A 25,817-nucleotide genomic window follows, 5' to 3' on the forward strand; every position below is an offset into this window, starting at 1 on the left:
ATGAGCCTGGCCGTTAGTTGATGCATCACTCTTCACCCGACCGAGGGAGCGAATGCATGCGCGCGATCGTGGTACAGAAGTTCGGAGCGACACCCGAGTTGGTCGACATGCCGGTTCCCGAGCCGGGACCGGGGACCGTCCGGGTGCAGATCGAGGCGGCGGGGGTCAACCCGTTCGACGCGAAAATGGCCGACGGCATCCTGGACGGCAAGATGCCCCATGATTTTCCGATGATCCTCGGCGTCGACGGCGCGGGCACCGTCGCCACCGTCGGGCCCGGCGTCAGCCGCTTCGCCGTCGGTGACCGGGTGGTCGGCAAATTCCTGACGCCGCCCGCCGGGCACGGCAGCTTCGCCGAGTTCGCGGTGGTTCCCGAGAGCGGCATCCTGGTACCCGTCCCCGACGGCGTGCCGACCGCGACGGCCGCCGCGGTGCCGACCGCGGGCGTCACCGCACAGGACCTGGTGGACGCCACCGGGATCGAGCCCGGCCAGACGGTGCTGATCGTCGGCGCCACCGGTGGTGTGGGCTCCTTCCTGGTCCAGCTGGCGAACATGGCGGGGGCGCAGGTCATCGCCACCGCCCGCGCCGCGGTCGCGGATCAGATGACCCGGCTGGGCGCCGCCGAGACCGTCGACTACGCCGCGGGTTCGATCGGTGCGCAGGTCGCCGCCGCGCACCCGGACGGCATCGACGTGCTCTACGACCTGGTCAGCCCGCCCGCGGCGCTGGCCGACCTGCTCGGCCTCGTGCGCCCCGGCGGCGCGGTGTACTCCACCATCTGGTCCACCGACGAGAACGCGCTGCGAGCCAAGGGACTGCGCGGCGGCAACCTCGAATCCAGCGGCGGCGCAGCGGAATTGGCCCGGTTGCTGGACCGGGTCGCCGAAGGTGACGTGGTGGTGCCGATCGACGCGACCATCCCCCTCGCCGACGGGGTGAGCGTGCTCGGCGCCACCGGTGCCCGCGGCAAAACCGTCCTCGCGATCTGAGTACCCTCGACAGCGGCAGCGCGCTCCCGACAAGCCGCGACTGCCGTGATGTGATTTCCGCATCAAGGCCGTAACAGATGGCGTTAGCCCGACGGTTACCGTTTGGTCTGGGCTTCAGGGACATACCCGCCCCGACCACGGGGAATTCAGGGATACTGGTCCGCGGAGGACAGCCGGTTACGGGTAGGTCCCCGGGCAGAAACTGAGGGAAAGGAAACACCGCGTCGTGGATGCGCGTTCGGCTGCGCTGGTCCGCGCCAACTTCCGTTCGGTGATCGAGGCGCCGAACGGATCCGAGCGGTTGGTCAGTGCGTTCTACGGTCATTTGTTCGCCGAGAACCCGCAACTGCGTGAACTCTTCCCGCCTGCGATGGACATGCAGGCGAAGCGGATCGTCACGGCCATCCAGTATGTGCTCGACCATCTGGAGGATTGGGGACGGGCGCAGAAGTTCCTCGAGCAGCTGGCTCGGGATCACCGCAAGTACGGCGTCGACGCGGCGCACTACGACGCGGCGGGCCGCGCGCTGCTGTCCGCCTTCCGCGCCTACAACGGCGCCGCCTGGCACCGTGGCCTGGAGGAGGGCTGGCGCGACATCACGATCCTGATCTCGGCGTCCATGGCGATCGGCGCGAATTCCGACAAATCGCAGCCGTTCTGGGAGGCGACCGTGGTCGGGCACCGGCGGGTGCTCGAGGATCTGGCCATCGTGCGGTTGCAGTCCGAGAGCCCGATCCCGTACCAGGCCGGTCAGTACGTGCCGCTCACGGTGCCGCAGCGGCCGAAGATGTGGCGCTATTTCTCGCCCGCGATTCCCGCGAACCCGTACGGCGAGATCGAATTCCACATCCGCAAGATCCGCGGCGGCTGGGTGAGCCCCGCCATCGTCAACGAGACCAGGGTCGGTGACCGCTGGCAGATCGCCGGTCCGCTCGGCGGCCTGCACGTGGATCGGGAAAGCGGCCGCGATGTGCTGATGATCGGCGCGGGCACCGGTATCGCGCCGCTGCGCGCCCAGCTGATCGAGATGGGCCAGCGGGGCATCAACCCGCGGGTGCACTTCTTCATCGGCGGCCGCTACCCCTGCGATCTCTACGACGTGGAGAACATGTGGCAGCTCTCGCAGAGCAATCCGTGGCTCACCATCGTTCCGGTCTGCGAACAGAAGACCAACCCGTGGTGGTATCCGCATCCGCCGCAGGAAGAGCCGTACGGCATGCATCGGCGGTTGATCGGTAACCTGGGCGCGGTGGTCGCGAGCTTCGGCGCGTGGGCGGACCGGCAGATCCAGATCGCCGGATCGGCGAAGATGATCGCGGATACCCGCCGGGCGTTGATCGCGGTCGGTACTCCGGAGCACATCATCAGCTCCGATCCTGTGTGATGAAGGAGGCCCCAATGGTGGGGGACCCTGGTGCGCGTGGCAACGGCGCACCGCAGCCGCCCGAGTGGACCGCGACCGTGGTCGGGCATCATCGAATCCGCCACGACCTGGCGGTGATTCGCTTGATCGGCGAGTTCGTCCCGTTCGTCGCGGGGCAATCCGTCGAGGTGACGGTGCCGCAGCAACCGAGTATGCGGCGCCGGTTGTCCCCGGCGCTGCCGCCCTCGCTGGACGGCAAGCTGGAGTTCCACGTGCGCACCGTGCCGGGCGGCTGGTGCAGCGGTTCCATCGTGGCCGACACCACCGCGGGCGACGAGTGGAAGATCCGCGCGCCCCTCGGCGGTTTCACGGTCGACCCCGAGGGTGACGAGGTGGTGATGATCGCGGGCGGCACCGGACTCGCGCCGATGCGGGCGCAGATCCTGGACCTGGCGCGCGCTCCGGAACCGCCGCGCACCTATCTGTTCTTCGGCGGGCACTCGCCGCGCGAGCTCTACGCCTCCGACATGCTGTACCTGCTCGCCGACGAATTGCCTTGGCTCACGGTCATTCCCGTGGTGGAGAGCCCGGACGACCCGAGCTGGGTGGACGAGTGGTACGAGCACAGCCGCGTCGACATCGGCTTCCCGCCCGACGACATGCTGTTCGGCACCCTCGCCGAAGTGGTCGGCTCGCACGGCGCCTTCGAGAATCACCAGGTGCTGGTCTGCGGGTCGCCGCGGATGGTCAGCGCGACCGTCGACCGCCTGCTGGAAACCGGAACTCCGCCGGAGCGCATCCAATTCGAAGGTCTGTAACCCCGGGAGACCGGAATCCGGCCGCGGTACTGGGCACGGCCGGATTCCGGGTCGGTCCGGGATTACGGGAGGGGTCGAAATCCCGGACGGCCGGTCAGAACAGCGGGTCGTGGCGGATGTTCTTGGTGAGCGTCCCCGCGGCCATCAGGCGGAACTTGGTGGTCTGCACCATCGAGGGTGAGCCGACGATCTGCACGTCCCGGTCGGCCCAGGCGCCGTAGCCGGCGACCACCTTGCCGATCTGGCCGGTCAACCGCGGCTCCAAGCCGGTCCAGTTCGGCGCCAGTGCGCCGGAATCCTGGTACCACCAAGGGTTTTCCTCGTGTTCGGTCACCGGCGTCACGGTCAGCCAGCGGTTCGCGACGGCCAGGCTGTTGAGGGTGTCGAGATCGTAGAGGTCGCACGGATGGTGGCCGCCGACGAACAGGTGCACCTTCGGGTTGGTCCGGCGCTGCGCCATCGCCATCAACTGGGCGCGCAGCGGCGCGATTCCGGTGCCGCAGCCGACCATCAACATCTTGCGTTTCGCGTTACGCGGGATGCCGAGCCCGCCGAGCGGCGCGCCGAGCAACCACTTGTCGCCGATCGCGGTGTGGCCGACGATGGCCGAGCTGACCCAGCCGCCGAGCACGCTGCGAATGTGGAATTCGATCTCGCCGTTGGCATTTGCCGGCACGGCGGGCGACATATAGCGCCACATCCGCGGCCGCGACGGCACCTGCACGCTCATGTACTGACCCGCGGCGTACTGCATCGGCTGGTCGAGCTGGAGCCGCACGATGGACAGATTGCGCAGTACCGCACGGCTTTCCACGACGGTGCCGGTCCAGACCGGCGGCGTGGTCTCCTTCTCCGCGGCGCCGATCATGGTGTCGCCGATGATCGTCAGGCCTTCGTCCCAGGCCCGGTCCACCTCGTCGGTCCACATCTCGGTGCCCGCGTAGAGCCGCATCGCGGTCTTCAGCGAGTTGGCGACCGCGGCGTAATGCTCGCGCTGCACACCGTATTTGCGATGGTCGCGCCCGAGCTGAGCGAGGAAGGGCAACAGTTTGTTCGGCTCCTCGAGCCGGTCCAGCGCGTAGCCGATAGCCTTGACAAGGCGATCACGCTGTGCGTCCATGGCTGCCGGGAAGAAATCGCGGACTTGGGGGTAGTCGGTGAAGAGGATCGAATAGAACGATCTCGCTAATTTCTCCTGCCCCCCTTCCTCCGCAGCAACCGCCTTGAACGTCGTTCTGATCAAAGCGACAGTCCGCGAATCCATTTGTGTCACAACCCCATTTCGCACTCGAACACAAAGCTGTGCCGGCGAGTGAGGTGCTGCGGGACACTCGTCAGCAGCCGTTGCCAAGGAGTGTATGCGAGGTTTGCCAGCTACGGAATCCTCCGTTTAAACATCAAGCGTGTAATTCCCCTGAAACGAGGATCCACAGCGTGAAACGCCGTGCAAACATACTGAAAGACCGTAAAAACAGGTGAAATCGGTCACAGACACACTGAATTTGCAAGGCCCGCTGTGAAAAACTCGGCCTCGGAGCGACCCTGTGGCAACTTCTGGACCATCCGCTGGTCAGCCGAGCAGACGCCGGGCACGGCCGGACCGCGGGGGTCGGCGGTGAAATTCGGCGACGAGCAGGACCGCGCGGACCGGATGCCCGAAGCACTGCCGCACACCGGCTCTCGGCTTATCCTTGGTTAACCTTGCCGACGATGCTCCCGCAACGCCATCGGGCCCCCTGACCTCGGAACACGAATCGTGTGCCGGGACAAGGGGCCCGATGGTTAGCCAGCCGTATTCAGCGTTGTTGCGCGAGATCTAGCTTCCGCGACGATTACGGGGCTGCCACACCACCAGCGCGGTACTGCGTTGCGGCGGCGAGAGATCGGGCCGGTAGCCCGCGCGCAGCCGATCCAGCTCGGCCGCCAGCTCGGCGACGCGCTGTTGCAGTTCCTCGACCTGATTGGTGAGCTCGATGATGCGCTTGATGCCCGCCAGGTTGACGCCCTCGTCCTGGGACAACCGCTGCACCTCGCGCAGCAGTTCGACGTCCCTGGTCGAGTAGCGTCGCCCGCCGCCCGAAGTACGTTGTGGCGTAACCAGTCCCAGTCGGTCATAGGTGCGCAGCGTCTGCGCGTGCATGCCCGCCAGTTGCGCCGCCACCGAGATCATGAAGAACTCGGCTCGGGACGCCCCACCGGACGCCCGCTTCGGATCATTGGACATCAAGCACCTGCCCATCCTGCCCGTGGATCGAATCCGCTGGCCTTTTCCGCGTCCGCGTAGCGCCGTAGCGCCTCGGCCGCGTTGTCATCCAACTTCTGCGGCACCGCGACCTTGACGGTGACCAGCAGGTCACCGGCGCCGCCGCCGCGCTTGGGCACGCCACGGCCGCGCACCCGCAGGATGCGGCCGTCCGCGGTGCCGGGCGGCACCTTGACGCCGACGCGCCCCTCCAGGGTCGGCACGGAAACCGTTGTGCCGAGCACCAATTCGTTGTAACTGACCGGCAACACCAGGGTCAGGTCGTCGCCGTTGCGGCCGAAGACCTTGTCCTGGCTGACGTGCACGCTGACGAACAGATCGCCCGACGGCGCGCCGCGTAAACCGGCCTCACCCTGACCGGCGAGCCGAATCCGTTGTCCGTCACTGACACCCGGCGGGATCCGCACCGTGATGGTCCGGGTCCGGTTCTGGATGCCACTGCCGTGGCAGTCGACGCACGGGTCGTCGATGATCGAGCCGGTGCCCCGGCAGTCATCGCACGGCTCGCTGAAACCGAAGGCGCCCTGGTTGCGGCTGATGATGCCGGTTCCGTTGCAGTTCGGGCAGACCCGAGGGCTGGTGCCCGGCTTGGCGCCGCTGCCGTGACAGGTGGTACACGGCGACGGACTGGTCATCCGCAGCGGAACGGTGACGCCCTGCGCGGCCTCCCGGAAACCGAGGGTCGTCTCGGTCTCCACGTCGGCCCCGCGGCGCGGGCGGCTCGCGGTCCGCGTGCCGCCCCGGTTGAACAGGCCGCCCAGCAGGTCACCGAGGCCACCGTCGCCCGCATTCGCGTTGCCGAAGATGTCACCGATGTTGAAGTCCTGCGAGAAGCCGCCACCCGCACCGGGGGTGAACCCGCCGCCGCGCGGATATCCGCCACCCGCGAACAACTTCCGGGTGTCGTCGTACTCTTTGCGCTTCGCCGGATCCGACAGCACCGCATGCGCTTCGCTGACGGTCTTGAACCGTTCCTCGGCCTTGCTGTCGCCGGGGTTGGCATCCGGATGCAAGTCGCGAGCGAGCTTGCGGTACGCCTTCTTGATCTCGTCCTGTGAGGCGCTGGAGGAGACACCCAGCTCCTTGTAGAAGTCCTTTTCGATCCACTCCCGTTGACTCACCGGATATCTCCTCCTCTCACAGTCCTGGGGTTGCGGCGCGCCGCGCCGTTATTGTTTGTTCGCACCGGCATCAGCATCCGATGCCTCTGTCTGCGCAGACCCGGTCTGCTCGGCCACCGCATCGGTTACCCCGACGAGCGCGTGCCGAAGCACCCGATCGCCGAACCGATAGCCCTTGCGCATGACCAGCCCGATCACCGGTTCGTGCCCGGAACCCTCGTGTTGCACGGCCTCGTGCAGGGTCGGATCGAACGGCTCACCCGCCGAACCGAATTCCTCGAGGCCCTGCTTCTGCAGGGCGGCGGCCAGCTTGTCGGCCACCGACTTGAGCGGTCCGGCATCGAGGTCGCCGTGCGCCCGGGCCCGATCGAGATCGTCGAGCACGCCGAGCAATTCGGTGACCACGGCGGCCTTGGCGGCATCGATCGCGGTCTTGCGATCGCGTTCGACGCGGCGCCGGTAGTTGGCGTACTCCGCGGTCAGCCGCTGCAGATCGGCCGTGCGTTCGGCGAGTTCACCGCCGGCGGCGTCGGCCGGAGCCTCGGCCGCCGTTCCGTTCCCGGCCTCGGGGCCCGCGGCGGCCTCCGCCGCGGGCTCACGAACCTCACCGGTCTCCGGATCGATCTTGCGGTTGTCCACGAAGGTGACCGGCTCCTGCTCGGTGTCGCGCTGCTCCGAATGCTTGCCGTTGGTCACTTCTTCTCCGTGTCGACCGGCTCGTCCACGACCTCGGCGTCCACGACCTGATCATCGTCCTGGGTCGCGGAGGCGCCATTGCTCGACGCGGCGGACTCGTTGGCCGACGCCTCGTAGATCGCCTGGCCCAGCGCCTGCGACTCGGTCGCCAGCTTCTCCACGGCCGCCTTGACCGCGGCGATGTCGGTGCCCTTGAGCGCCTCGTTCGCCTCGGCGATGGCCGCCTCGACCTTGGTCTTGATCTCGGCCGGGACCTTGTCCTCGTTGTCCTTGATGAACTTCTCGGTCTGGTGCACCAGCGACTCGGCCTGGTTGCGGGTCTCGGCCTCCTCGCGGCGGGCCTTGTCCTCGGCGGCGTGCGCCTCGGCGTCCTTGACCATCCGGTCGATCTCTTCCTTGGACAGGCCGGAGCCGTCCTGGATCTTGATCGTGTTCTCCTTGCCGGTGCCCTTGTCCTTCGCGGTCACGTGCACGATGCCGTTGGCGTCGATGTCGAAGGTGACCTCGATCTGCGGCACGCCGCGCGGGGCCGGCGGGATGCCGGTCAGCTCGAACGAGCCGAGCAGTTTGTTGTGCGAGGCGATCTCGCGCTCGCCCTGGAACACCTGGATCTGCACCGAGGGCTGGTTGTCGTCGGCCGTGGTGAAGGTCTCCGAGCGCTTGGTCGGGATGGTGGTGTTGCGCTCGATGAGCTTGGTCATCACGCCACCCTTGGTCTCGATGCCCAGCGAGAGCGGGGTGACATCGAGCAGCAGGACGTCCTTGACCTCACCCTTGAGCACACCGGCCTGCAGGGCGGCGCCGACGGCGACGACCTCGTCCGGGTTCACGCCCTTGTTCGGCTCGCGACCCCCGGTCAGTTCCTTGACCAGGTCGGAGACGGCGGGCATGCGGGTGGAGCCACCGACGAGCACGACGTGGTCGATATCGGCCACGTTGATGCCCGCGTCCTTGATCACGGACTGGAACGGCGCGCGGGTGCGGTCGAGCAGGTCCGAGGTGATCTTCTGGAATTCGGCGCGGGTCAGCTGCTCGTCGAGGAACAGCGGGTTCTTGTCGGCGTCGACGGTGATGTAGGGCAGGTTGATCGAGGTGCTCTGCGAGGAGCTCAGCTCGATCTTGGCCTTCTCCGCAGCCTCACGCAGGCGCTGCATGGCCATCTTGTCCTTGGTCAGGTCGATGCCCGCGCTGGCCTTGAACTTGTCCACCAGCCAGGAGACGACGCGCTCGTCCCAGTCGTCACCACCGAGGTGGTTGTCGCCGGAGGTGGCGCGGACCTCGACGACGCCCTCGCCGATTTCCAGCAGCGAGACGTCGAAGGTGCCGCCACCGAGGTCGAAGACCAGGATGGTCTGTTCCTTGTCGCCCTTGTCCAGGCCGTAGGCAAGCGCGGCCGCGGTGGGCTCGTTGACGATGCGCAGCACGTTCAGGCCGGCGATCTGGCCGGCTTCCTTGGTGGCCTGACGCTGAGCGTCCTCGAAGTAGGCCGGCACGGTGATGACCGCGTCGGTGATCTCCTCGCCCAGGTAGGCCTCCGCGTCGCGCTTCAGCTTCATCAGGGTGCGCGCGCTGATTTCCTGCGGGGTGTACTTCTTGCCGTCGATCTCGACGGTCCAGTCGGTGCCGATGTGGCGCTTGACCGAGCGAATGGTGCGGTCGACGTTGGTGACGGCCTGGTTCTTCGCCGGCTGGCCGACCAGCACCTCGCCGTTCTTCGCGAACGCGACGATCGACGGGGTGGTGCGCGATCCTTCCGAGTTGGCGACGACGACCGGCTCTCCGCCTTCGAGAACGGCGACGACCGAGTTCGTGGTCCCGAGGTCGATTCCGACCGCACGAGCCATTGTGGTTCCTCCTATTGACGTACCTACTGGTGTCGGTGCCTGGGCGGGCTGTCGCCCTGCGGCCGGATGTCCGCATCGGGACTGTTCGTGCCGCGAGACCTCGCCCCAAGCACCTGACGGAGCACGGTCCCAGCAACGCTGAGCGTGGTCGGCTCAATCCTGCACCCGATCTTCGCTCGGGTCAACTCAAACTTGAGCCCGTTGCACTCAACGTTGTCGAATAGCTCAACGGACGACCGGCGCGGATCATTCCCGAACCCCGGCAAGAATTTCGTCCGTCCGCCATTCTCGTCCCCGACACCACCACCTACCAGCACTTACCGATAACGACACGACCCTGAGCAGGGGTTACCGGTAGCTACGGCGACTGCCCCAGGGCGCGCATCCGTGGTGCAATAGCCGCGCGACGGGCCCGAGCCCGGCGGGAAGGAGTCGGGGTGTCGGCGAAGACGCGATCGTGGTGGGGCTGGGGGAACGTCGAGGACGCGGTCGAGGGGGCCGAGCGAGCGGCGCTGACCCGGCGGGTCGCGGCCATCCTGCCCGACGCCGACCTCACCGCGCACGAACCGCCCTCGATCGAATCGCTCGCGCTGCCCGCGCCGCGGATCACCGTGCCGGACGCGCTCGCGGACCTCGCGTCGGCGGATCCGGCCGATCGCGCGGCACACGCGCACGGCCAAGCCTTCCGCGATGTGGTGCGCAACCTGATGGGCGACCTCGGCACACCGCCCGACCTCGTCATCCGTCCGCGCACCGAGGCCGATATCGTCGACGTGCTCGACTGGGCGAGCCGCTGCGGCGTCGCCGTGATTCCGTTCGGCGGCGGCACGTCCGTGGTCGGCGGCGTGGAGCCGCGGCTGGACGGCGATTTCGCCGGTGCGATCAGCCTCGATCTCGGCGCGCTCGATCGGGTGCTGGAGATCGATCACACCAGCCGAGCCGCCCGCATCCAGGCCGGAGTACTCGGCCCCGCCCTGGAAGACCAACTGCGCGAAGCGAATCTGACGCTGCGGCACTTCCCGCAGTCGTTCGAGTTCTCCACGCTCGGCGGCTGGCTGGCCACCCGGGCCGGTGGGCACTTCGCCACGCTCTACACCCACATCGACGATCTCGTCGAAGCCATGCGGGTGGTGACGCCCGCGGGGGTCAGCGAATCCCGCCGGTTGCCCGGCTCCGGGGCCGGGCCTGCCCCCGACCGGCTGTTCCTCGGCTCCGAGGGCATCCTCGGCGTGATCATCGAGGCCTGGCTGCGGCTGCAGGACCGGCCGCGGTGGCGCGCAACGGCTTCTGTGCACTTCGACGACTACACCAAGGCGGTCGCGGCCACCCGCGCGATCGCGCAGTCCGCGCTGTACCCGACGAACTGCCGTCTGCTCGACCCCGCCGAGGCGTTCCTCAACGCGGGCGCGGCGACGGCGGGCGGCGTGCTGGTGCTCGGCTTCGAATCCGCGGACCACCCGACCCGGCCCTGGATGGAGCGGGCCGTCGACATCGTGCGCGCGCACGGCGGCACGCTGCCGGAGCCGGTGCGCTACACCGATTCCGACGCGCACACCGACGGGGCCGGGGCCGCCGACACCTGGCGCTCGTCGTTCCTGCGCATGCCGTACCAGCGTGACGCGCTCGCCGCCCAGTCGATGATCACCGAGACCTTCGAAACCGCCTGCACCTGGGACGCATTCGAGGAACTGAAGGCCGCGGTGACGACGGCGGCGAACGAGGCGATCCGCGCCGTCGGCGCCACCGGCGTGCTCACCTGCCGGTTCACCCATGTCTATCCGGATGGTCCCGCGCCCTACTTCGGCGTCTACGCCGCAGGCCGCTGGGGTAGCACGCTCGCCCAGTGGGACGACATCAAAGCCGCTGTCTCCGAGGCGCTCTCGGCGGCGGGCGGCACCATCACGCACCACCACGCGGTGGGCCGCGATCATCGCCCCTGGTACGACAGGCAGCGGCCGGAGCCGTTCGCTCTCGCCCTGCGCGCGACCAAATCGGCCCTAGACCCGGCGGGCATCCTCAATCCCGGCGTCCTGATCTGAGCCGCCGTCCTGCACACGCGCGCGGGCCGGAGTGGATTGCCACTCCGGCCTGCTCTTTCGGACGCGTCAGACGTGCACGAGCTGTTCCGGTTTCGGCACGACCGCGGGTTTTGCGTTGCGACGCAAGCCGGTTGCGGCGACCACTCCCGCCAGGACCGCGGCGATCACCGGCACGATCAAAGCGGTGCGCAGCGCGTCCATGCCGACCTTGCCCGCGTCCACCGCGGCGACATTCACCGCGGTCACCACGGAGACACCCAGTGCGACACCGAATTGGATTGCGGTGTAGAGCAATCCGCCCGCGAGGCCGTGCTCCTCCTCGGCGATGTCATCGGTGCCCGCGATGGTGAGCGGACCGTAGACCAGGGCGAAGGCCAGCGCGATCAACAGCAGCGTGGGCAGCAGGGCGACGTAGGCCCGGTCCAGTCCGCTCGGCAAGAACAGCAGGTAGGCGAGCGCTGCCAGCACCACGCCGCCGAAGATCACCCGCCCGGTGCCGAATGTCCGTACCAGCCACGGCGTCAGCAGTGGCGCGACCACCGCGTCCAGGCCGAGCACCGCCATCGCCAGACCGGTCTGCACCGTGGACCAGCCGCGCAGCTCCTGGAAGTACAGCGTCGCCGCGAACTGGAAGCCCATGAACGCACCCATGAACAGCACGGCCACCAGATTCGTACGCACCAGCGACACCGAGCGCAGGACGCCGAGGCGGACCAGCGGTGCGGCCGCACGGCGTTCGTTCAGGACGAACAAGGCGAGTGCCGTGAACCCGGCCGCGAAGACTGCCGCGGTGAGCGCCGGTCCGTCAGCGAGATGCTCCAGGCGGACGACGCCGTAGACGAGCAGCAACATGGCGCCGGTCACACTCAACGCGCCGAGCAGGTCGAAGCCCGCGAGTCCGGGAACCCGCTGCGGCACACCGGAATCCCGGACCAGGACAGACGCGGCGGCGAGCAGCAACGCCGAGACCAGGACCGGCACGAAGAACACCCAGCGCCAGCCGAGCGCGGTCAGCAGGCCGCCGACCACCATGCCCAGCGTGAAACCGCCCGCGCCGATACCGGCGTACACCACCAACGCCCGGTCCCGCACCCGCCCCTCGGCGAAATTCGTGGTGATCAGCGAAAGTCCGGCGGGAGCGAGGAACGCCGCGGCCACTCCGGTGACGAAGCGCGCGGTCAACAGCATCCAGCCGGTGGTGGCGAAACCGCCGAGCCCGGAGAAGACGAGGAACACGGTCAGCCAGAACAGGAACATCCGCCGGCGGCCGAGCAGGTCGGCGGCCCGGCCGCCCAGCAGGACGAAACCGCCGTAGCCGAGCACGTACGCCGAGACCACCCCGCTGAGCATGCCGGTGGACAGCCCGAGTTCGGCCCGGATCGACGGCAGCGCCACATTCAGCATCGCGACATCGATGCCTTCCAGAAATATCGCGCCGCACAGCACCGCGAGCACGCCCCAGGCGCGGCCGTTCATCTCCGTAAAGACCTCGGCGGCTCTGGCTTTCACCATCACGACTCCCCAATTTCGGTTCCCCACAGTGGGGTCGGTTACCTCTTGATACCGAGAGCCAGTTTCCGGCAGAATCGACGACCATGGAAGACGGCACTTTGAAGTCACCCGGGGACTGCGGGGATACCGACGCCGACTACGACGTTTACCAGTGGGACACTCGCGTCGACTGCGAGGTGCGCCAGATCCTCGACCGCGTCGCCGACAAATGGTCGCTGCTGGTGATCGCGCTGCTGGATCAGCAGAGCCTGCGGTTCACCGAGCTGAAGCGAAAGATCGACGGGGTGAGCCAGCGGATGCTCACCCGCACGTTGCGTCACCTCGAACGCGACGGGCTCGTCGAACGCACCGTCTACCCCACCGTGCCGCCGCGGGTGGACTACGCGCTGACCCCGCTCGGCGCGAGCCTGCACACCACCATCAAAGCGCTGGTCACCTGGACCGAAACCCATCAACCCGAGATTGTCGCGGCCCGCAACGCCTACGACCGCCGCACCGCCGCGGAAGAGGAACTGACCGCCGCCCGCTGAACCTTCCCGAGGACAGCGCGACGCAGTAGCGTGGACCCGCCGCCGACCCGAGGAGTCCGCCCATGCGCGCCGCCGTCGTCACCGAGACGAAGTTCGAGGTCACCGACCTGCCGACGCCGGTGCCGGGCCGCGGCCAGTTGCTGATCGAGGTATCCCGCTGCGGTATCTGCGGTTCGGACCTGCACGCCCGCGCCCACGCCGACACCATGGCCGACCTGGCCGACGCCACCGGCTACGCCGGGTTCATGCGGTCGACCCAGCGAGTAGTGCTCGGGCACGAATTCAGCGGCGAGGTAGTCGAATACGGGCCGGACTGCCGGAAGCGCTGGCGGACCGGCACACCCGTGGTGGCGTTGCCGATCGTGCGCCACGGCAAGAAGTCCGAGCTGACCGGGTTGTCGGCCGCGGCGCCCGGGGGCTACGCCGAACAGGTGGTGGTCCAGGAATCGATGACGATGCCGGTGCCGAACGGACTGTCCGCCGAGCACGCCGCGCTCACCGAGCCGATGGCGGTGGCCTGGCACGCGGTCCGCAAAGGCCGAGTCGGCAAGGGGCAGAACGCGTTCGTGATCGGTTGCGGGCCGATCGGTCTCGCGGTGATCGGCATGCTGAAGGCGGCGGGCGTGCGCACGGTGATCGCCAGCGACTTCTCGCCCCGGCGCCGGGATCTCGCGCGGGCCTGTGGCGCCGATATCGTCGTCGACCCGGCCGTCGAATCGCCGTGGACCGCGGCACCGAAACGGGGGCGCATCGTGGGCGTCACCGACATCCTCGATCTCGGCTTCGACACCATGGAGCGGCTGCGCCGAGTGCCGAAACTGCCCTGGTGGTACGTCTTCCGGCTCGCGGACAAGTTCGACGCGGGCCCCGCGGGCCCGGTGATCTTCGAATGTGTCGGCGTGCCAGGAATTCTCGACGGGGTGCTCGCCGCGGCGCCGCCGCGCTCCCGCATCGTCGTGGTCGGCGTCTGCATGGAAGCCGACCGCATCCACCCCGCCGTGGCCATCAACAAGGAACTCGACCTGCACTTCGTCCTCGGCTACGACCCCGGCGAATTCCGCGACACCCTGCACCTGCTCGCCGACGGCAAAGTAGACCCCTCCCCCTTGATCACCGGCACCGTAGGCCTCGACGGCATCGAAGCCGCCTTCACCACCCTCGCCACCCCCAACCACCACGCCAAAATCCTCATCGACCCCAAAAGCCCCGCCACCCAACCCTGACCCACGCCGCCCAATACCGATGAGCTGAATGGTGACGGCCGCTGGGCTGCATGTGGAGATGTCGGTCAGTTCGGCGGCGTGAGGAGTTCGTGGGGGCGGTAGTTCTTGGCGGGGATGGTGCGGGCGACTTTTTGGGGTGCGCCGCCGATGAGGGCACGCCAGGGGAGGTAGGGCAGGAGGCGGACGTTGAGGTTGCGCAGGCGGATCAGCGAATTGGTGGGTGGCGCATACCATTTGCCGACACCTTCGGCGAAGCGTTGACAGGCCTCGACCATCGGCCCCATCTCGTGGTGGTAGCGGGCGAAGGCGACGGTGTGGTCACCGTGGGCGGCGGCGAGTTCGCCGGCCAGGACGTAGGCGCCGACCAGTGACAGGTTCGCGCCCTGACCGGACAGTGGCGCGGCGCAGTACCCGGCATCACCGACCAGCGCGACCCGCCCCTTCGACCAGGCGTCCATCTTGATCTGCGCCATCGCGTCGAAATAGAAGTCGGTGGCGGCGTCGAGGTGGGCGAGCAGGCGCGGCACCGCCCAGCCCACCCCGGCGAAGGTCTCGGCGAGAATCCGCTTCTGCTGTGCGACATCTCGGTAGTCGTAGTCGAGCGGACCGGACTCGAACGCGAAAACCGCCTTCGCTTCGGCGTTTTCGCGAGCACTGTAGCTGCCCGCGATCTTGCCGGGCACGTTGTAGTCCTGCTCCCAGTGATCCAGCTCGAGCAGGTTCGGCGTGGTGAAGATGGCGATGTAATAGCCCATGTGCCGAAGGAATTCGCGCTCCGGGCCGAAAACCAGCGAGCGGGTGTTCGAGTGCACGCCGTCGGCGCCGATCACCAGATCGAAGGTGCGTGACTCGGCACGGGCGAACGTGACGTGCACGCCCTCGGCATCCTCGGTGAGCCCGGTGATGCTGTCGCCGAACAGGTATCCGACATCGTCGCGGGTCGCGTCGTAGAGCACCCGCGCCAGATCACCCCGCTGAATCTCGGTGTCGCCGTGCGCGCCGACCCCGTTGAACATCTCGCTGCTGATATCGGCGCGAGACCGGCCCGACGCGTCGACGTAGGAGGTGCCGCGTTTCCCGGTGCTCGACTCGAGTACCTGGTCCAGCAGGCCCATCTTCCGCACCACGTCGGTGCCGGTCCCGAGCACGTCGATGGCCTGCCCGCCGGTGCGCAGGGCGGGCGCGCGCTCGACGATCGTCGGCGCGAAACCGTAGCGGTTCAGCCAGAAGGCCAGCGCGGGTCCGGCGATGCTCGCGCCGGAGATGAGGACGTTCCGATTGCGCGGAGGGCGGGGATTGCTCATGCGCAGAACTGTACATTTGTCTTAGGCGGACGCGCAATACGATCGTCTAAGGCGCATGCGCTACCCTGACGAGCATGGGAAACCGTGAGGATCTACTGGCCGGCGCCCGCCGCTGCCTGCTCGAGAAGGGCTACGCCCGCACCACCGTGCGCGATATCGCGACCGCCGCGGGCGGGGTGAGCATGGCCGCGATCGGCTACCACTTCGGCTCCAAAGAGGCCCTGCTGAACGAGGCCCTCGCCGCAGCCAACCGCGAATGGGGCGTGGAACTCGAGCGCGCGCTCACCGAGGCACGCCGGCCGGACAGCACACCGCTGGATCGATTCGCGGTGAGCTGGAGCGCGGTGATCGACTCGATCGGTACCCATCGCGGGCTCTGGGCGGCCACGTTCGACACCATCGCCCAGGCCGGACACGATCCGGCGACCAAGGACCAACTCGCGGCCCGAATGGCCGAGGCCCGCGGCGGTCTCGCCGATCTCCTGGCCGATGCCGACGCCGATGCCGACGCTGACCCCCACGCAGCCGACCCGCGAAAAGCGCAGGCGCTCGGCGCTTTCTACCAGATCCTGCTGACCGGCCTGGCCGCCCAGTGCCTGATCGACCCCGAGCATGCACCCACCGGCGCCGATCTGGCCGCCGCGATTCGGGAGGTCACGGAATGAGGCGCGAAAAACACCGCCGCGCTTCCTGATCCGGCTTATCCGGACAGGACGTCGAGTGCTCCTTCGGCACTGCGAGCAGCGGTCAGGCACGCTGTCGTGGTGAACTGGTCGGCCAGCGGATGGCGGGCACGCGCCCGCCATTTGCGAACCGCGACCATGGCTTGCTCGCGTTGCGTCGCGGGAGCGGCGTCGACCGGCAGCCCGAGCCGCAGGTGCGGCGCGACGCCCGAGCCGCCGATGAGCCGGTGCAGTTCCGCGAGATCGGTGGGCGGCAACGACAATTCGTCGGTGCGCAGCCGCCCGAGCAGCCGCAATTCGGCGAATCCGTGCACGTCGGCGAGTAGTGTTCGCACGCGCGGCAGCAACGCGTCGGCCTCGCTGCCCGGGTAGGCGGTGAGCACGCGAGCGAGCGCGGTGAGCGCCGTGTGCGCCTTGAGTTGGTCGGCCCGCTGCCCGAATTGCACGTCGAGCACCGAGCGCAACTCGTCCACACCGCTGCGCGCGGTCAATTCCGCTGCCAGCGTGGCCGAATCGCGCACACCGAGCCGCACCAGGGTGACCGCCATCCGAATGCCGAACAGCCCGAACCGCTCCGCGAGCTGTGCTCGGGCCTCCGGCAGCACCGGCAGAGCGATATCGGGCCGGGCGAAACGGTCGGCGGACAGCAGCGCCGCGCTCAACTCCTCGACGGGCACACCCGCGAGCGCCTCGAACGCGGCGTATTCCTGTTGCCGCAGTGTCGCGGCCGCGAAGGCGAGCAGGCCCGCGACCGGAATCACCGCCTGGCACAGGCCGGTACGCTCCAGCTCCCCCGCGAATCGGGTGGCGACCTCGCGCGCCGAATGCAAGGCGTCGATCCGGCCCGCCCCGATCTCGTCGGCCCGGGAGACCACCCCGACCACGCCGAGCGGACCCGAAACTCCCGAGGCCGCACCGGTTCCGGCGCCGACCCGCTCCAGGAAGTGGACGTCGGCCGCGTCGAGCCTGCGGAGCAGGTAGACCACCGCGTCGGCGCCGGGGATCGCCGGTCCTGCCGCGGCGGGCGCCGTTTCCGCGCCGGGGGTGAGCAATCGAGCCGTGCGCTGCGACACCTCCCGCGACAGCGACGAGGTGCCCGGGGTATCGATGATCGTGGTGTGCGCCAGCGCCGCCGCGGGCCATTCGACCTCGAGATGGTCGACCTCGCGCGGGGCCGGCGCGTTCCAGCGCAACCGCTCCAGGTCGAAGGTCAGTCCATGGGTGCCGCTGCCGCGGCGCACCACCACATTGGCGCGCGCGCCGTCACCCGCGTGCGCCGTCACGCTCGGCGTGGAACCGTAGCGGTACCAGGTGACCACCCTGGTGCACTCGGTCGCGTCGGTCGGGGCGATGTCTTGCCCGACAAGCGAATTGAGCAGGGTGGACTTGCCCGCCTTCAGCGATCCGGCCAGCGCGATGCGCAACGGTTGGTCGAGCCGGCGCGCGCAGTCGGCGAGCAGCGCCCGCGGCCGCGGCTCGCTCGCGAGGGCCGCCCGCGCGGCGCCGACCAGACGATGCGCCTCGGCCACAATTCCCGGTGCCGCGCCGACCTCTCGTGTCACGAGGCAACCGTACCGACGGGCGCGCCCGGCAGCGCGGCCTGCATCGCCTCCGCGTATCTGTTCAGTTCGGCGACCACCCGGAGCTGACGTTCCAGCACCGTGCAGCGTTCGGCCCGACGGGCCTTCGCCATGGTCGCCGCCTCCTGCGCGGCGCGCAGCGAATCGTCGATCGACCGCAGGCTCCGGTCGGCGATGCCCGCGTAGTGATCGCGCAGCGCCCGATGGATGCGGTGCAGGCGGTCCTTGGACTCCTTACCCGTCTGGAACGCGACATCGTCGACGAAGCGGCGCACGGCGGCCTTGGCCTCATTGCGGCGGCGACCCAGCCGTGCCTGCTTGTCGTCCCGGAACGCCTTGCCGCCCACCACGAGTCCGGCGCCGATGGAGATCGGATTCAGCAGCGCGAGCCCGGCGAAGGTGCTGGCGAGGCCGACCATCAGCACGCCACCGTAGGACCCGCGCATGCCGACCAGCAGCTTGCTGCCGAAGCCGATATCGGGTTCCAGCTCCGCGAGGGTGCCCGCGTTCGCGTGCGCGCCTTCGGCGGCGTCCGAGCGCACCTGCGGGAGTTCGACCGTGCCGAGCTCGGTGAAGTGCTCGGCCACCCGTTTCGCGAGTTGCAGCGCCCGGGCGTGCGTCCAGAGCAGGTTGTCGCCGATCGCGGTATCGATGGTGCCGGTGAGATGTTCGGCGATCCGATCCCAATGCCGGCCCGGATCGTGCTCGTCGATCCACTCCTCGGTGGTTCTGGCGATGCCGCGCAACCGATCTCGCAGATCGTGGTCCACATCGCCGGCCAGGTCGGTGATCCCGTCGGCCAGCGTCTGCTGCCACGCGGCGGTGCGGCGCTGCAGTTCCTGTGCCGAGTTGCGCGCCGCCTGGAGTTCGCGCACCGCGGCGGCACCGCGCGCCGGATCGCGCACGGCGACCAGCTCGCTGCCCAGCGCCAGGGCCAAATGCTCTGCCGCCGAGCGGATATCGCGGGCGACGGCGGCCCCGGTGGCGAGCTGGTCGCGCGCCACCACCTGCTCGCGCAGGAATTGATAGAGCGGTCCGAAACCGGATTCGAGGCCGAGCTGCTGGTCCTGCAACCGCAGCGCGTGACTGCGCAGCAACGACGACACCGCGATCATCGGCACGTCCACACCCGCCCTGGCCAGATGCCCGCGATCGGCCTCGTACACCTGTCGCCAGTGTGGATAGAGGTCGGTCTTGGTCACCAGCAGCGCCACCGTCGGGCACAATTCGCGGACCTGCCGCAGGAAGGCGAGTTCCGGCTCGGTGAGCTCGGTGGACGCGTCGGAGAGCACCAGCACCGCGTCGGCGGCGGGCACCATGCCCAAGACACTTGCCGCGTAAGAACTTCCGTGCCCGCCCACGCCCGGCGTATCGACCAGCACGATGCCGTCGGCCAGCAGCGGGTTGGGCACCTCGAGCTCCAACCGCAGGATGCGGCGTCCGTGCGCGAGCGGCGACCGCGCGGACAGCCCGCCGATCTCGTCGATCGGCACCGCGACCCGGGTCTCGGGGCCACCCGCCTCGCCGCCGGGGGCAGTGAGCACCAGCTCCGCCTTCGGTGCCGGACCGTGCGCGAGCACCGTGGTGAACGTGGTGGTCACGTCGTCGCCCACCGGGCAGATATCCAGGTTCAACAGCGCGTTCACGAACCGGCTCTTGCCCTGGTCCAGCTGTCCGGCCACGATGATGCGCCGCCGCGGATCCCGGACCCGTTCGGCCGCCACCTCGAGCGTCCCCACCAGATCGGTGCGGCCCGCGGCCCGCGCCGCCGCAATGGTTTCGCCGAGTACCGCGAGCAGCGGTACCGCCGGTGGTGTGGCGTTCGGTGTTGGCGTCCCCATCGCGGAATGGACCTCTTTCGATTGGTGCGGAACGGTTTTCGGTGCGGTCAGTGCAGCAGTGCGTCGCCGCCGAGATCCGCGCCCGCGGCGCCGGTCAGATCCGTGTTCGCGTGCGTATCGGCGAACAGTCCGGTATCGGTGGAGCTGTCCAGCCCCGAACCGAACGCGCTCGACACATCCAGCGACGACCAGGTATTCGCCGTGGCGCCGACAGTTCCGTCGATCCCCGCTGCCGTGTCCACCGTGCCGTGCGCCGTCGAACCGACCGAACCACCGAGTCCCGCAGACGAATCGACCGCACCCTGTGCGGTGCCGCCGAGCGAACCACCCAGGCTCGCACCCGAGTCCGCAGCCCCGCCGAGCGAACCACCGAGATTCGCACCCGCGTCCACGGTGCCACCGAGCGAACCACCGAGATTCGTGCCGGCATCCACCGCACCGCCCAGCGAACCACCGAGTCCCGCAGTGGTATCCACCGATCCACCGAGACTGCCGGACAATTCGCCGCCGAGATCGGCGGCGGAGCCGAGGCCCGTGGACAGCCCGGTCTCCAGACCGGTGGTCGCCTGCGCAGTCGCGTCCAGCCCGGCGCCGAGACCGGTTTCGAGACCGGAGCCCGCCTGCACGGCGCTGTCGAGTCCGGCCGAAAGCCCGCCGCCGAGAACGGCGCCCGCATCTGCGGCCGCTCCGATCGTCGTGCCCAAACCGGTTTCCAGACCGGCGCCGAGATCGGTGCCCGCGTCGAGTCCCGCACCGAGGCCGGTCTCCAGACCGGAGCCCACCTCCGCCCCGGCGTGCACCGCGCCATCCACTGTGGTCCCCAGGCCCGTGCTCACTTGCGCGGCCGAATCCGCCACGCCGCTAAGGGCGGCCGAGACGGTGCCGCCCACTCCGGTGTCCAGGCCCGCACCGAGTTCGGCACCGGCGCCGAATGCACCGTCGAGGCCGGTGGACAGTCCGGTCTCCAGACCGGAACCCGCCTGCATCAAACCATCCACAGTCGTCCCCAGGCCGGCGCTCACCTGTGCAGCCGAATTCCCCACGCCGCCAAGGGCTGTGGATACATTGCCGGTCAGTCCGGTGGAAAGGTCCGCCGCGGCGTCGACGGTACTGCCGAGCCCGGCCGACAGGTCGCCGGCCGCGCCGACCGCGCCGTTCAAGCCGGTCGACAGCCCCGTACCGAGATCCGCGCCCACGGTCGCGCCGAGGCCGGTCGCGGCGTTCACCGCGCCGCCGAGGCCGGCGGACAGATCGGTCGCGGTGTGCACCGCGCTCTGCAATCCGGCGTTCAGATCTGCCCCGAGCTGACTGCCCACACCTGTTTGCAGCCCGGCCGCCGCATCGAGCGCGCCGCCGACGCCGGTAGACAGGCTCGTCTCCAGCCCGGTCCCGAGGTGCAACGCATTGTTCACCGCGCCTTGCAGTCCGGTGCCGAGGTCCGCGCCCACCTGCAGGCCCGCGCCGAGACCGGTGACCGCCTGCGCGCCTGCGCCGAGGGCGCCGCCGAGCGCGCCGGTCAGATCCGCGCCCACGTTCGCGGCCGTCTCCAGCCCGGCACCGATATTCGCGCCGATCTGCAAGCCGGTGTCGATCGCCGTATGCAACCCGGCGTCGACATCGATGCCGGTGCCGACCTGCCCGCCGAGATCGAGGCCGAGGTCGGCGCCGACGTTCAGCCCCGCGTTGGCGGCCGCGGCAGCCCCGACCGCGCCCGCCGCGCCGAGCCCGGCAGCGACACCGGTCTGGGCGCCCGCGGCCACGATCGCGGACAGCTGCGAACCACCGGCGACCAGCGCCGACTCGGCGACCATCGGGGCGACGGCAGCGATGTCTTCCGGTGTCACCGCAGGCAAACCCGCGGCCACCAGCGCCTCCGTCGGGTTGGCGCAGTAGCCGACCGCCGCCTCGTGATCGCGAAGCAAATTCAGGATGAACTCGAGAATCGCGTTGGGTGTCATCGGAAACATCTCCTGAGAGCTGGCGGACCTTCACGATCCGCGTCGTTGGAATGAATTTCACGCTAGGGGCGCAACTCGTTACGCGGAACGGGGCCGACCCCTACTGCTCCCCCGGTGCGGCCGTTAGGGGCGGCCGCGGCATTAGGGGAATTTCCCCGCGAGTTCCCCCACGCAGGTAACGGCGGACCGCCAGCTACCGAAACAACTGATGCATCGGCGTGCCCGCACTGCCTTTCGCACCCGGACTACACAACAGCGAGACCCGACCACAGAGTTTTCGAACGGGGTTCACGAATGACACAGCGTGTGGCGCTCGGCATCACTGTCGGAGCGTCGAATTCGGTCGCCGTGGCGGCAGCGGGGGAGGACAGCTACAGCGTGTGCACGCGTTCCAGCGTGCTGCGACTGAGCGCCGGCGCACCGCCCACCCTCGGCGCCACCGCGCCCGGCGAGGGACGGCACTCCCGCGAGGTTCTGCTCGAAGGATTCCTGGCCCGGGTCGGCGATCCGGTCGACATGCTGGCCGAGGACGGCACGCCGCATTCGGCCGCCGACCTCGTCGCGACCGCCGTGACGTGCCTGATGGACGAGCTGGCCACCGGGTCGCGCGAGCCCGGCTCGACCGTGGCCTGCCACCCGGCTTGGTGGTCGGCGCACACCGTCGACATCCAGCGCGCCGCCTTCGATCGGTCCGGTCTGCGCGAGGTGACCCTGGTGCCGGAACCGATTGCCGCGCTGCGCTGGCTCACCGCCGCTCACGGTCCGCGCACCGACGGCCCGGTGGTCGTCTACGACCTCGGTGCCACCGGCCTCACGGTCTCGGTGTTGCGCACCGGCGATCACGCCGGATTGCTCGGCACACCGCTGCGGAGCACGGACATCGCCGGCGCGGAATTCGATCTGCTCACCATGCGCTACGTTCTGGCAAATGTTACGGACGCAAATGATTTGGATCCGTTCGACCCGGCGGTGGAACGCGAATTGGCGACATTGCGCGAACGCTGCCGAACGGCGAAAGAAGAGCTGTCGATCAATACCGCCACGGTCGTGCGGGTGCGGTTGAATCCCGCGGACCCACACAGCAGCAATGTGCGGCTGGTCCGCGGCGAGCTGGAGGATCTGCTCCGCGCGCCGCTGCTGCGCTCGACCGATCTGGTCCGTGACGCGGTGCACCGGGCCGGTTTGACGATCGGCGATATCGGCGGTGTGCTGCTCACCGGTGGCGGCGGTGCGATACCGCTGGTCGCCGAACTGATCTCGTCCGAGTTCGGGCTCCCGGTGCTGGCCGCGCCCGCGCCGGCGCAGACCAGCGCCCGCGGCGCCGCACTGCTGGCCGCGGACCTGGCCGACGCCGCGGCCCGGGTACCCGCCGCACCACCGGCCTCGATCGGGTCGGACACCGAAGAGCTGCCCACGGTGGCACTTTCGGCCACGCCCGCGGTTGCCGCTGCCTCGGCAACGCCGCCCCTGCCGACGGCGGCCGCCGCTCCGCGCAGCGGCAAGCGACGACTCGCCGTGGTCGCGGGCGCGGTCGTCGTACTCGGCCTGCTCGCCACCGGCACCGTCGCGATCGGCACTGGCATTCAATCGAATCCGGCTTCGACGAATACCTCGACGCCCGCACGAGCCGGCGAGATCGCCGCGACCGTCGGCGCCCCGCCGGGCGACCCCACGGATCCGAATGCGCCGGTCGCGGTGGCGGATCCGGCGTCCCCGACCGCGAATCGCCCGAAAACCGAAGCGGGGCAGCCCGGCACACCGGCGGCGACCACCGTCGCCGTGGTGAACAGCCAGCCCGCCGCGGGTCAGCCCGCGGCGCCGCCCGCGGAACCCGGTGCGGCACAACCGGCCCCGCAACCTCAGCCCGCCCCTGCTCCGGCTCCAGCACCGGGTCCCGGCCCGCAGCCGCAGCCGCCGACCGCGCCCACCGTGCCGAGCCTGCCGACCGGCGTCTTGAACGACACCGTCGATCAGGTCGGCGGCACGGTCGGCACCGTCCTGCGCGCACCCGGCCAGATCCTCGGAGGAAACGGTGGCTGATATCGCCTTCGACACCCTGCCCTCGGCGCGGGAGATCCTGCGGGAGCTGGAGACCGCCGATCGGGAGCCGATCGTCTATCTCATCCGCGGCCGTTCGCAGACCGGTAAGTCGACCCTGCTCAACGAGATTCGCACCAGGCTGCGGGCCCGCGGCATCCCGCTACAGGACGCGCTGGTCGCCGAGACCGCGCCCGCCGCCACCGCCGACGAGCCGATCACCGTCGCGGGCAACGGCTTCGGCGGCGCCCGCACGGCCGGGTCGCCCCGCCCGGCACTGGTCATCGACAACGCGCACACGCTGAGCCGGTCCGATCTCGACTTCCTCTGCACCGCCATCGAATCCGGAACCCGCACGGTGGTGCTGGCCACCCAGCAGCGGCCCCACGATCCGCGCCTGCGCGTCCTGGCCGACACCGTCGCCCGGCGCGGCCGGGTGGTCGAGCTGCGCGCGCTCGGCGTCACCGATATCGCGCCGTTCGCCCGGGAACTCGGCATGATGGTGCCGCGCCAGGTGGCTCAGCACATCCACCGCCAGACCGACGGCATCCGCGGTGGCGTCGTCGCCGCGCTGACCGCCGCCTGTTCGGCCCGCCTGGACGCGGGCATCGGCGCGGTGGACGCCGCCGTCGCCGCTTGGGCCCGCGCCCTGCTGGACAACCTGGAGCCGGATCTGCTGGAGACCCTCGTCGTCGCCACCACGGGCACCGGCTTGGACGCCAGCGAACTCACCGAGGTGCTGGGCGTGGAACCCGGTGCCGCACAGCACCTCATCGATCGGGCCCGGGCCAGCGCCCTGGTCACCGACGCGGACCTGCTGCTCACGCCCGCGGTCGGACCGCTGCGCACCCTGCTCGGCGATCGCCGGTTCGTCGGCGTGCAGCGCAAGCTGCTCGGCGCGCGGCTCGACGCGGGCCTGCTGCGCGACCACACCGCGCTGCTGCTGGCCGAATCGGGCGTGCGCGATCCGCGCCTGGCCGAATTCCTCACCACGGCAGCGGAAAAGGCGGGCCGGGAGGCGGTGCGCTATTACGCGGCGGCCGCGGCCACAGGCGCCGACCCGGACCGTATCGCGCTGCGCTGGGCCGAGGCCGCCGGCCGCAACGGGGACGGTGAGACCGCCATGCGCCTGGCCGAGCCGGTACTCGCCCGCCCCGGCGTCTCCGGCGCGGAGCTCGCCGACGCGGTGCGGATCTGCGCCGCCGTGCTGACCCGGCGGGGACTGGTCGCCCGTGCGGCACAACTGTATTCGTGGCTCGGCGCGCAGCGGGTCGGCGCGGACTGGGCGGTCGGCGCCACCGTGCTCGCGCTCGCAGGCGACGTGGCGGGCGCGGCGGAGATGTCCGCCTCGGCGACCCAGTGGCCGCCCACCGAGGCCACCGCGCACGCCCGCTTGATCGCGGGCGCGCTCGCGGACACCCTGACCGGGCACGAAACCCCGGACGCAGCACCGCGATCCGCGAATCGCTGCGCCGCGGCGGTCTCCGCGCTCGTGCAGGCCGCGCACGCGGACTCCGGTGTCGACCGCTTCCTCCCGTGCACCGCGGTGTCCATCGCGACGCTGCTGTGCCTCGGCACCGGCGAGCCGCGCCGGGCCGGTGACGCACTGCGCCGCGCCACGGCCAGCGGCCTGCGCTGCCATCAACTGCAGGTGCTCGCCGCCTGGACGGCGATGCTCGGCGGCGACGAGCGCGCCGCGGCCGCCACCGTCGCCACGCTCGAGCACGATTCGCTCGACCCGCGCGACCGGCTGCTCGCACACGGTGTCGCCGTCGGCCTGGCCCGGCGCACCGGCGACCACGTCGCGCTGGCCCGGGCCTGGCAGTCCGCGCATCCGATGTTCGACGACGTCGAGACCGATCTGCTCACGCTGCTGCCGATCGGAGAGCTGTGGCTGGCGGGCATCCGGTTACGCGACGAACGCCGGATCGCGCCGCTGGTCGACGCCGCGCTCGCGCTGCTGCGCCGGGTGGGCGAACCACCGCCCTGGGCGAACGCCTTCCACTGGTACGG

Annotated in this window: 19 protein-coding genes; 9 read left to right on the forward strand and 10 right to left on the reverse strand. The window is 69.6% G+C overall.

Going from position 1 to position 25,817, the window contains the following annotated elements; translation table 11 throughout:
- Positions 1-56: 56 nt before the first annotated feature.
- From NVU01S_RS09175 to NVU01S_RS09185, 3 genes are all read left to right on the forward strand, one after another.
- Entirely contained in the window at positions 57-992 is a 936-nt protein-coding gene (locus tag NVU01S_RS09175) for an NADP-dependent oxidoreductase (RefSeq protein WP_052280599.1), read from the forward strand.
- 226 nt (positions 993-1,218) lie between these two features.
- Positions 1,219-2,376 (forward strand): globin domain-containing protein, encoded by a 1,158-nt coding sequence (locus tag NVU01S_RS09180; RefSeq protein WP_014988842.1) that lies wholly within the window; start codon positions 1,219-1,221, stop codon positions 2,374-2,376.
- A gap of 14 nt (positions 2,377-2,390) precedes the next feature.
- Positions 2,391-3,173, forward strand: coding sequence for an FAD-binding oxidoreductase (locus NVU01S_RS09185; protein WP_052280598.1), 783 nt, complete (start codon positions 2,391-2,393; stop codon positions 3,171-3,173).
- A 94-nt stretch (positions 3,174-3,267) separates the two neighbouring features.
- Here the strand turns inward: NVU01S_RS09185 and NVU01S_RS09190 are convergent, their stop codons facing one another.
- The 5 genes from NVU01S_RS09190 to dnaK all read right to left on the reverse strand — a co-directional run bounded on the left by NVU01S_RS09190 (position 3,268) and on the right by dnaK (position 9,097).
- On the reverse strand, positions 3,268-4,437 hold the full coding sequence (locus NVU01S_RS09190; RefSeq protein ID WP_042258527.1) for an FAD-binding oxidoreductase: 1,170 nt from the start codon (positions 4,435-4,437) through the stop codon (positions 3,268-3,270).
- Between the two features lie 552 nt (positions 4,438-4,989).
- The gene (locus NVU01S_RS09195) at positions 4,990-5,397 is read right to left on the reverse strand and encodes a heat shock protein transcriptional repressor HspR (RefSeq protein WP_014988845.1); all 408 of its coding nucleotides are present in this window, start codon (positions 5,395-5,397) and stop codon (positions 4,990-4,992) included.
- Positions 5,397-6,557 (reverse strand): molecular chaperone DnaJ, encoded by a 1,161-nt coding sequence (gene dnaJ, locus NVU01S_RS09200; RefSeq protein ID WP_043670512.1) that lies wholly within the window; start codon positions 6,555-6,557, stop codon positions 5,397-5,399. Before dnaJ ends, NVU01S_RS09195 begins: the two co-directional genes overlap by 1 nt.
- A gap of 48 nt (positions 6,558-6,605) precedes the next feature.
- A complete protein-coding gene (grpE, locus tag NVU01S_RS09205) occupies positions 6,606-7,253 on the reverse strand; it encodes a nucleotide exchange factor GrpE (RefSeq protein ID WP_043670509.1) in 648 nt (215 codons plus the stop codon).
- Complete coding sequence (gene dnaK, locus NVU01S_RS09210) at positions 7,250-9,097, reverse strand: molecular chaperone DnaK (protein WP_029896915.1); 1,848 nt, start codon at positions 9,095-9,097, stop codon at positions 7,250-7,252. The genes grpE and dnaK overlap by 4 nt, the downstream gene beginning before the upstream one ends.
- A 437-nt stretch (positions 9,098-9,534) precedes the next feature.
- On the opposite strand from dnaK, the gene NVU01S_RS09215 reads away from it, so the two are divergent.
- On the forward strand, positions 9,535-11,136 hold the full coding sequence (locus NVU01S_RS09215) for an FAD-binding oxidoreductase (RefSeq protein ID WP_043670501.1): 1,602 nt from the start codon (positions 9,535-9,537) through the stop codon (positions 11,134-11,136).
- Between the two features lie 66 nt (positions 11,137-11,202).
- On the opposite strand, the gene NVU01S_RS09220 is transcribed toward NVU01S_RS09215, so the two are convergent.
- Positions 11,203-12,648, reverse strand: a complete 1,446-nt coding sequence (locus NVU01S_RS09220) for an MFS transporter (protein WP_244467240.1) — start codon at positions 12,646-12,648, stop codon at positions 11,203-11,205.
- A gap of 83 nt (positions 12,649-12,731) precedes the next feature.
- Between NVU01S_RS09220 and NVU01S_RS09225 the strand changes: the two genes are divergently transcribed.
- Both NVU01S_RS09225 and NVU01S_RS09230 read left to right on the forward strand, forming a co-directional pair.
- Entirely contained in the window at positions 12,732-13,178 is a 447-nt protein-coding gene (locus NVU01S_RS09225; protein ID WP_043670498.1) for a winged helix-turn-helix transcriptional regulator, read from the forward strand.
- A gap of 62 nt (positions 13,179-13,240) precedes the next feature.
- Positions 13,241-14,401, forward strand: a complete 1,161-nt coding sequence (locus tag NVU01S_RS09230; RefSeq protein ID WP_043670495.1) for a zinc-binding dehydrogenase — start codon at positions 13,241-13,243, stop codon at positions 14,399-14,401.
- A 65-nt stretch (positions 14,402-14,466) separates the two neighbouring features.
- Here NVU01S_RS09230 and NVU01S_RS09235 read toward each other — a convergent pair whose 3' ends face one another.
- Positions 14,467-15,705, reverse strand: a complete 1,239-nt coding sequence (locus NVU01S_RS09235) for an FAD-dependent monooxygenase (protein WP_043670493.1) — start codon at positions 15,703-15,705, stop codon at positions 14,467-14,469.
- 74 nt (positions 15,706-15,779) lie between these two features.
- On the opposite strand from NVU01S_RS09235, the gene NVU01S_RS09240 reads away from it, so the two are divergent.
- Positions 15,780-16,370: a TetR/AcrR family transcriptional regulator gene (locus tag NVU01S_RS09240; RefSeq protein WP_043670490.1), complete on the forward strand. Its 591-nt coding sequence runs from the start codon at positions 15,780-15,782 to the stop codon at positions 16,368-16,370.
- A gap of 35 nt (positions 16,371-16,405) precedes the next feature.
- Here the strand turns inward: NVU01S_RS09240 and NVU01S_RS09245 are convergent, their stop codons facing one another.
- Genes NVU01S_RS09245 through NVU01S_RS09255 form a run of 3 tightly spaced genes read right to left on the reverse strand, consistent with a single transcriptional unit; the run spans position 16,406 to position 21,767 of the window.
- Positions 16,406-17,950, reverse strand: a complete 1,545-nt coding sequence (locus NVU01S_RS09245) for a dynamin family protein (protein WP_052280597.1) — start codon at positions 17,948-17,950, stop codon at positions 16,406-16,408.
- Positions 17,947-19,809, reverse strand: coding sequence for a dynamin family protein (locus NVU01S_RS09250; RefSeq protein ID WP_043670488.1), 1,863 nt, complete (start codon positions 19,807-19,809; stop codon positions 17,947-17,949). Before NVU01S_RS09250 ends, NVU01S_RS09245 begins: the two co-directional genes overlap by 4 nt.
- 47 nt (positions 19,810-19,856) lie before the next feature.
- Entirely contained in the window at positions 19,857-21,767 is a 1,911-nt protein-coding gene (locus tag NVU01S_RS09255) for an IniB N-terminal domain-containing protein (RefSeq protein ID WP_156161579.1), read from the reverse strand.
- Between the two features lie 294 nt (positions 21,768-22,061).
- On the opposite strand from NVU01S_RS09255, the gene NVU01S_RS09260 reads away from it, so the two are divergent.
- Positions 22,062-23,807 (forward strand): Hsp70 family protein, encoded by a 1,746-nt coding sequence (locus NVU01S_RS09260; RefSeq protein WP_043670483.1) that lies wholly within the window; start codon positions 22,062-22,064, stop codon positions 23,805-23,807.
- A partial coding sequence (locus NVU01S_RS09265; RefSeq protein ID WP_063048092.1) for a hypothetical protein occupies positions 23,800-25,817 on the forward strand: 2,018 nt, incomplete at its 3' end. The genes NVU01S_RS09260 and NVU01S_RS09265, both read left to right, overlap by 8 nt.

This window comes from Nocardia vulneris (assembly GCF_001613425.1).
Lineage (GTDB): Bacteria > Actinomycetota > Actinomycetes > Mycobacteriales > Mycobacteriaceae > Nocardia > Nocardia vulneris.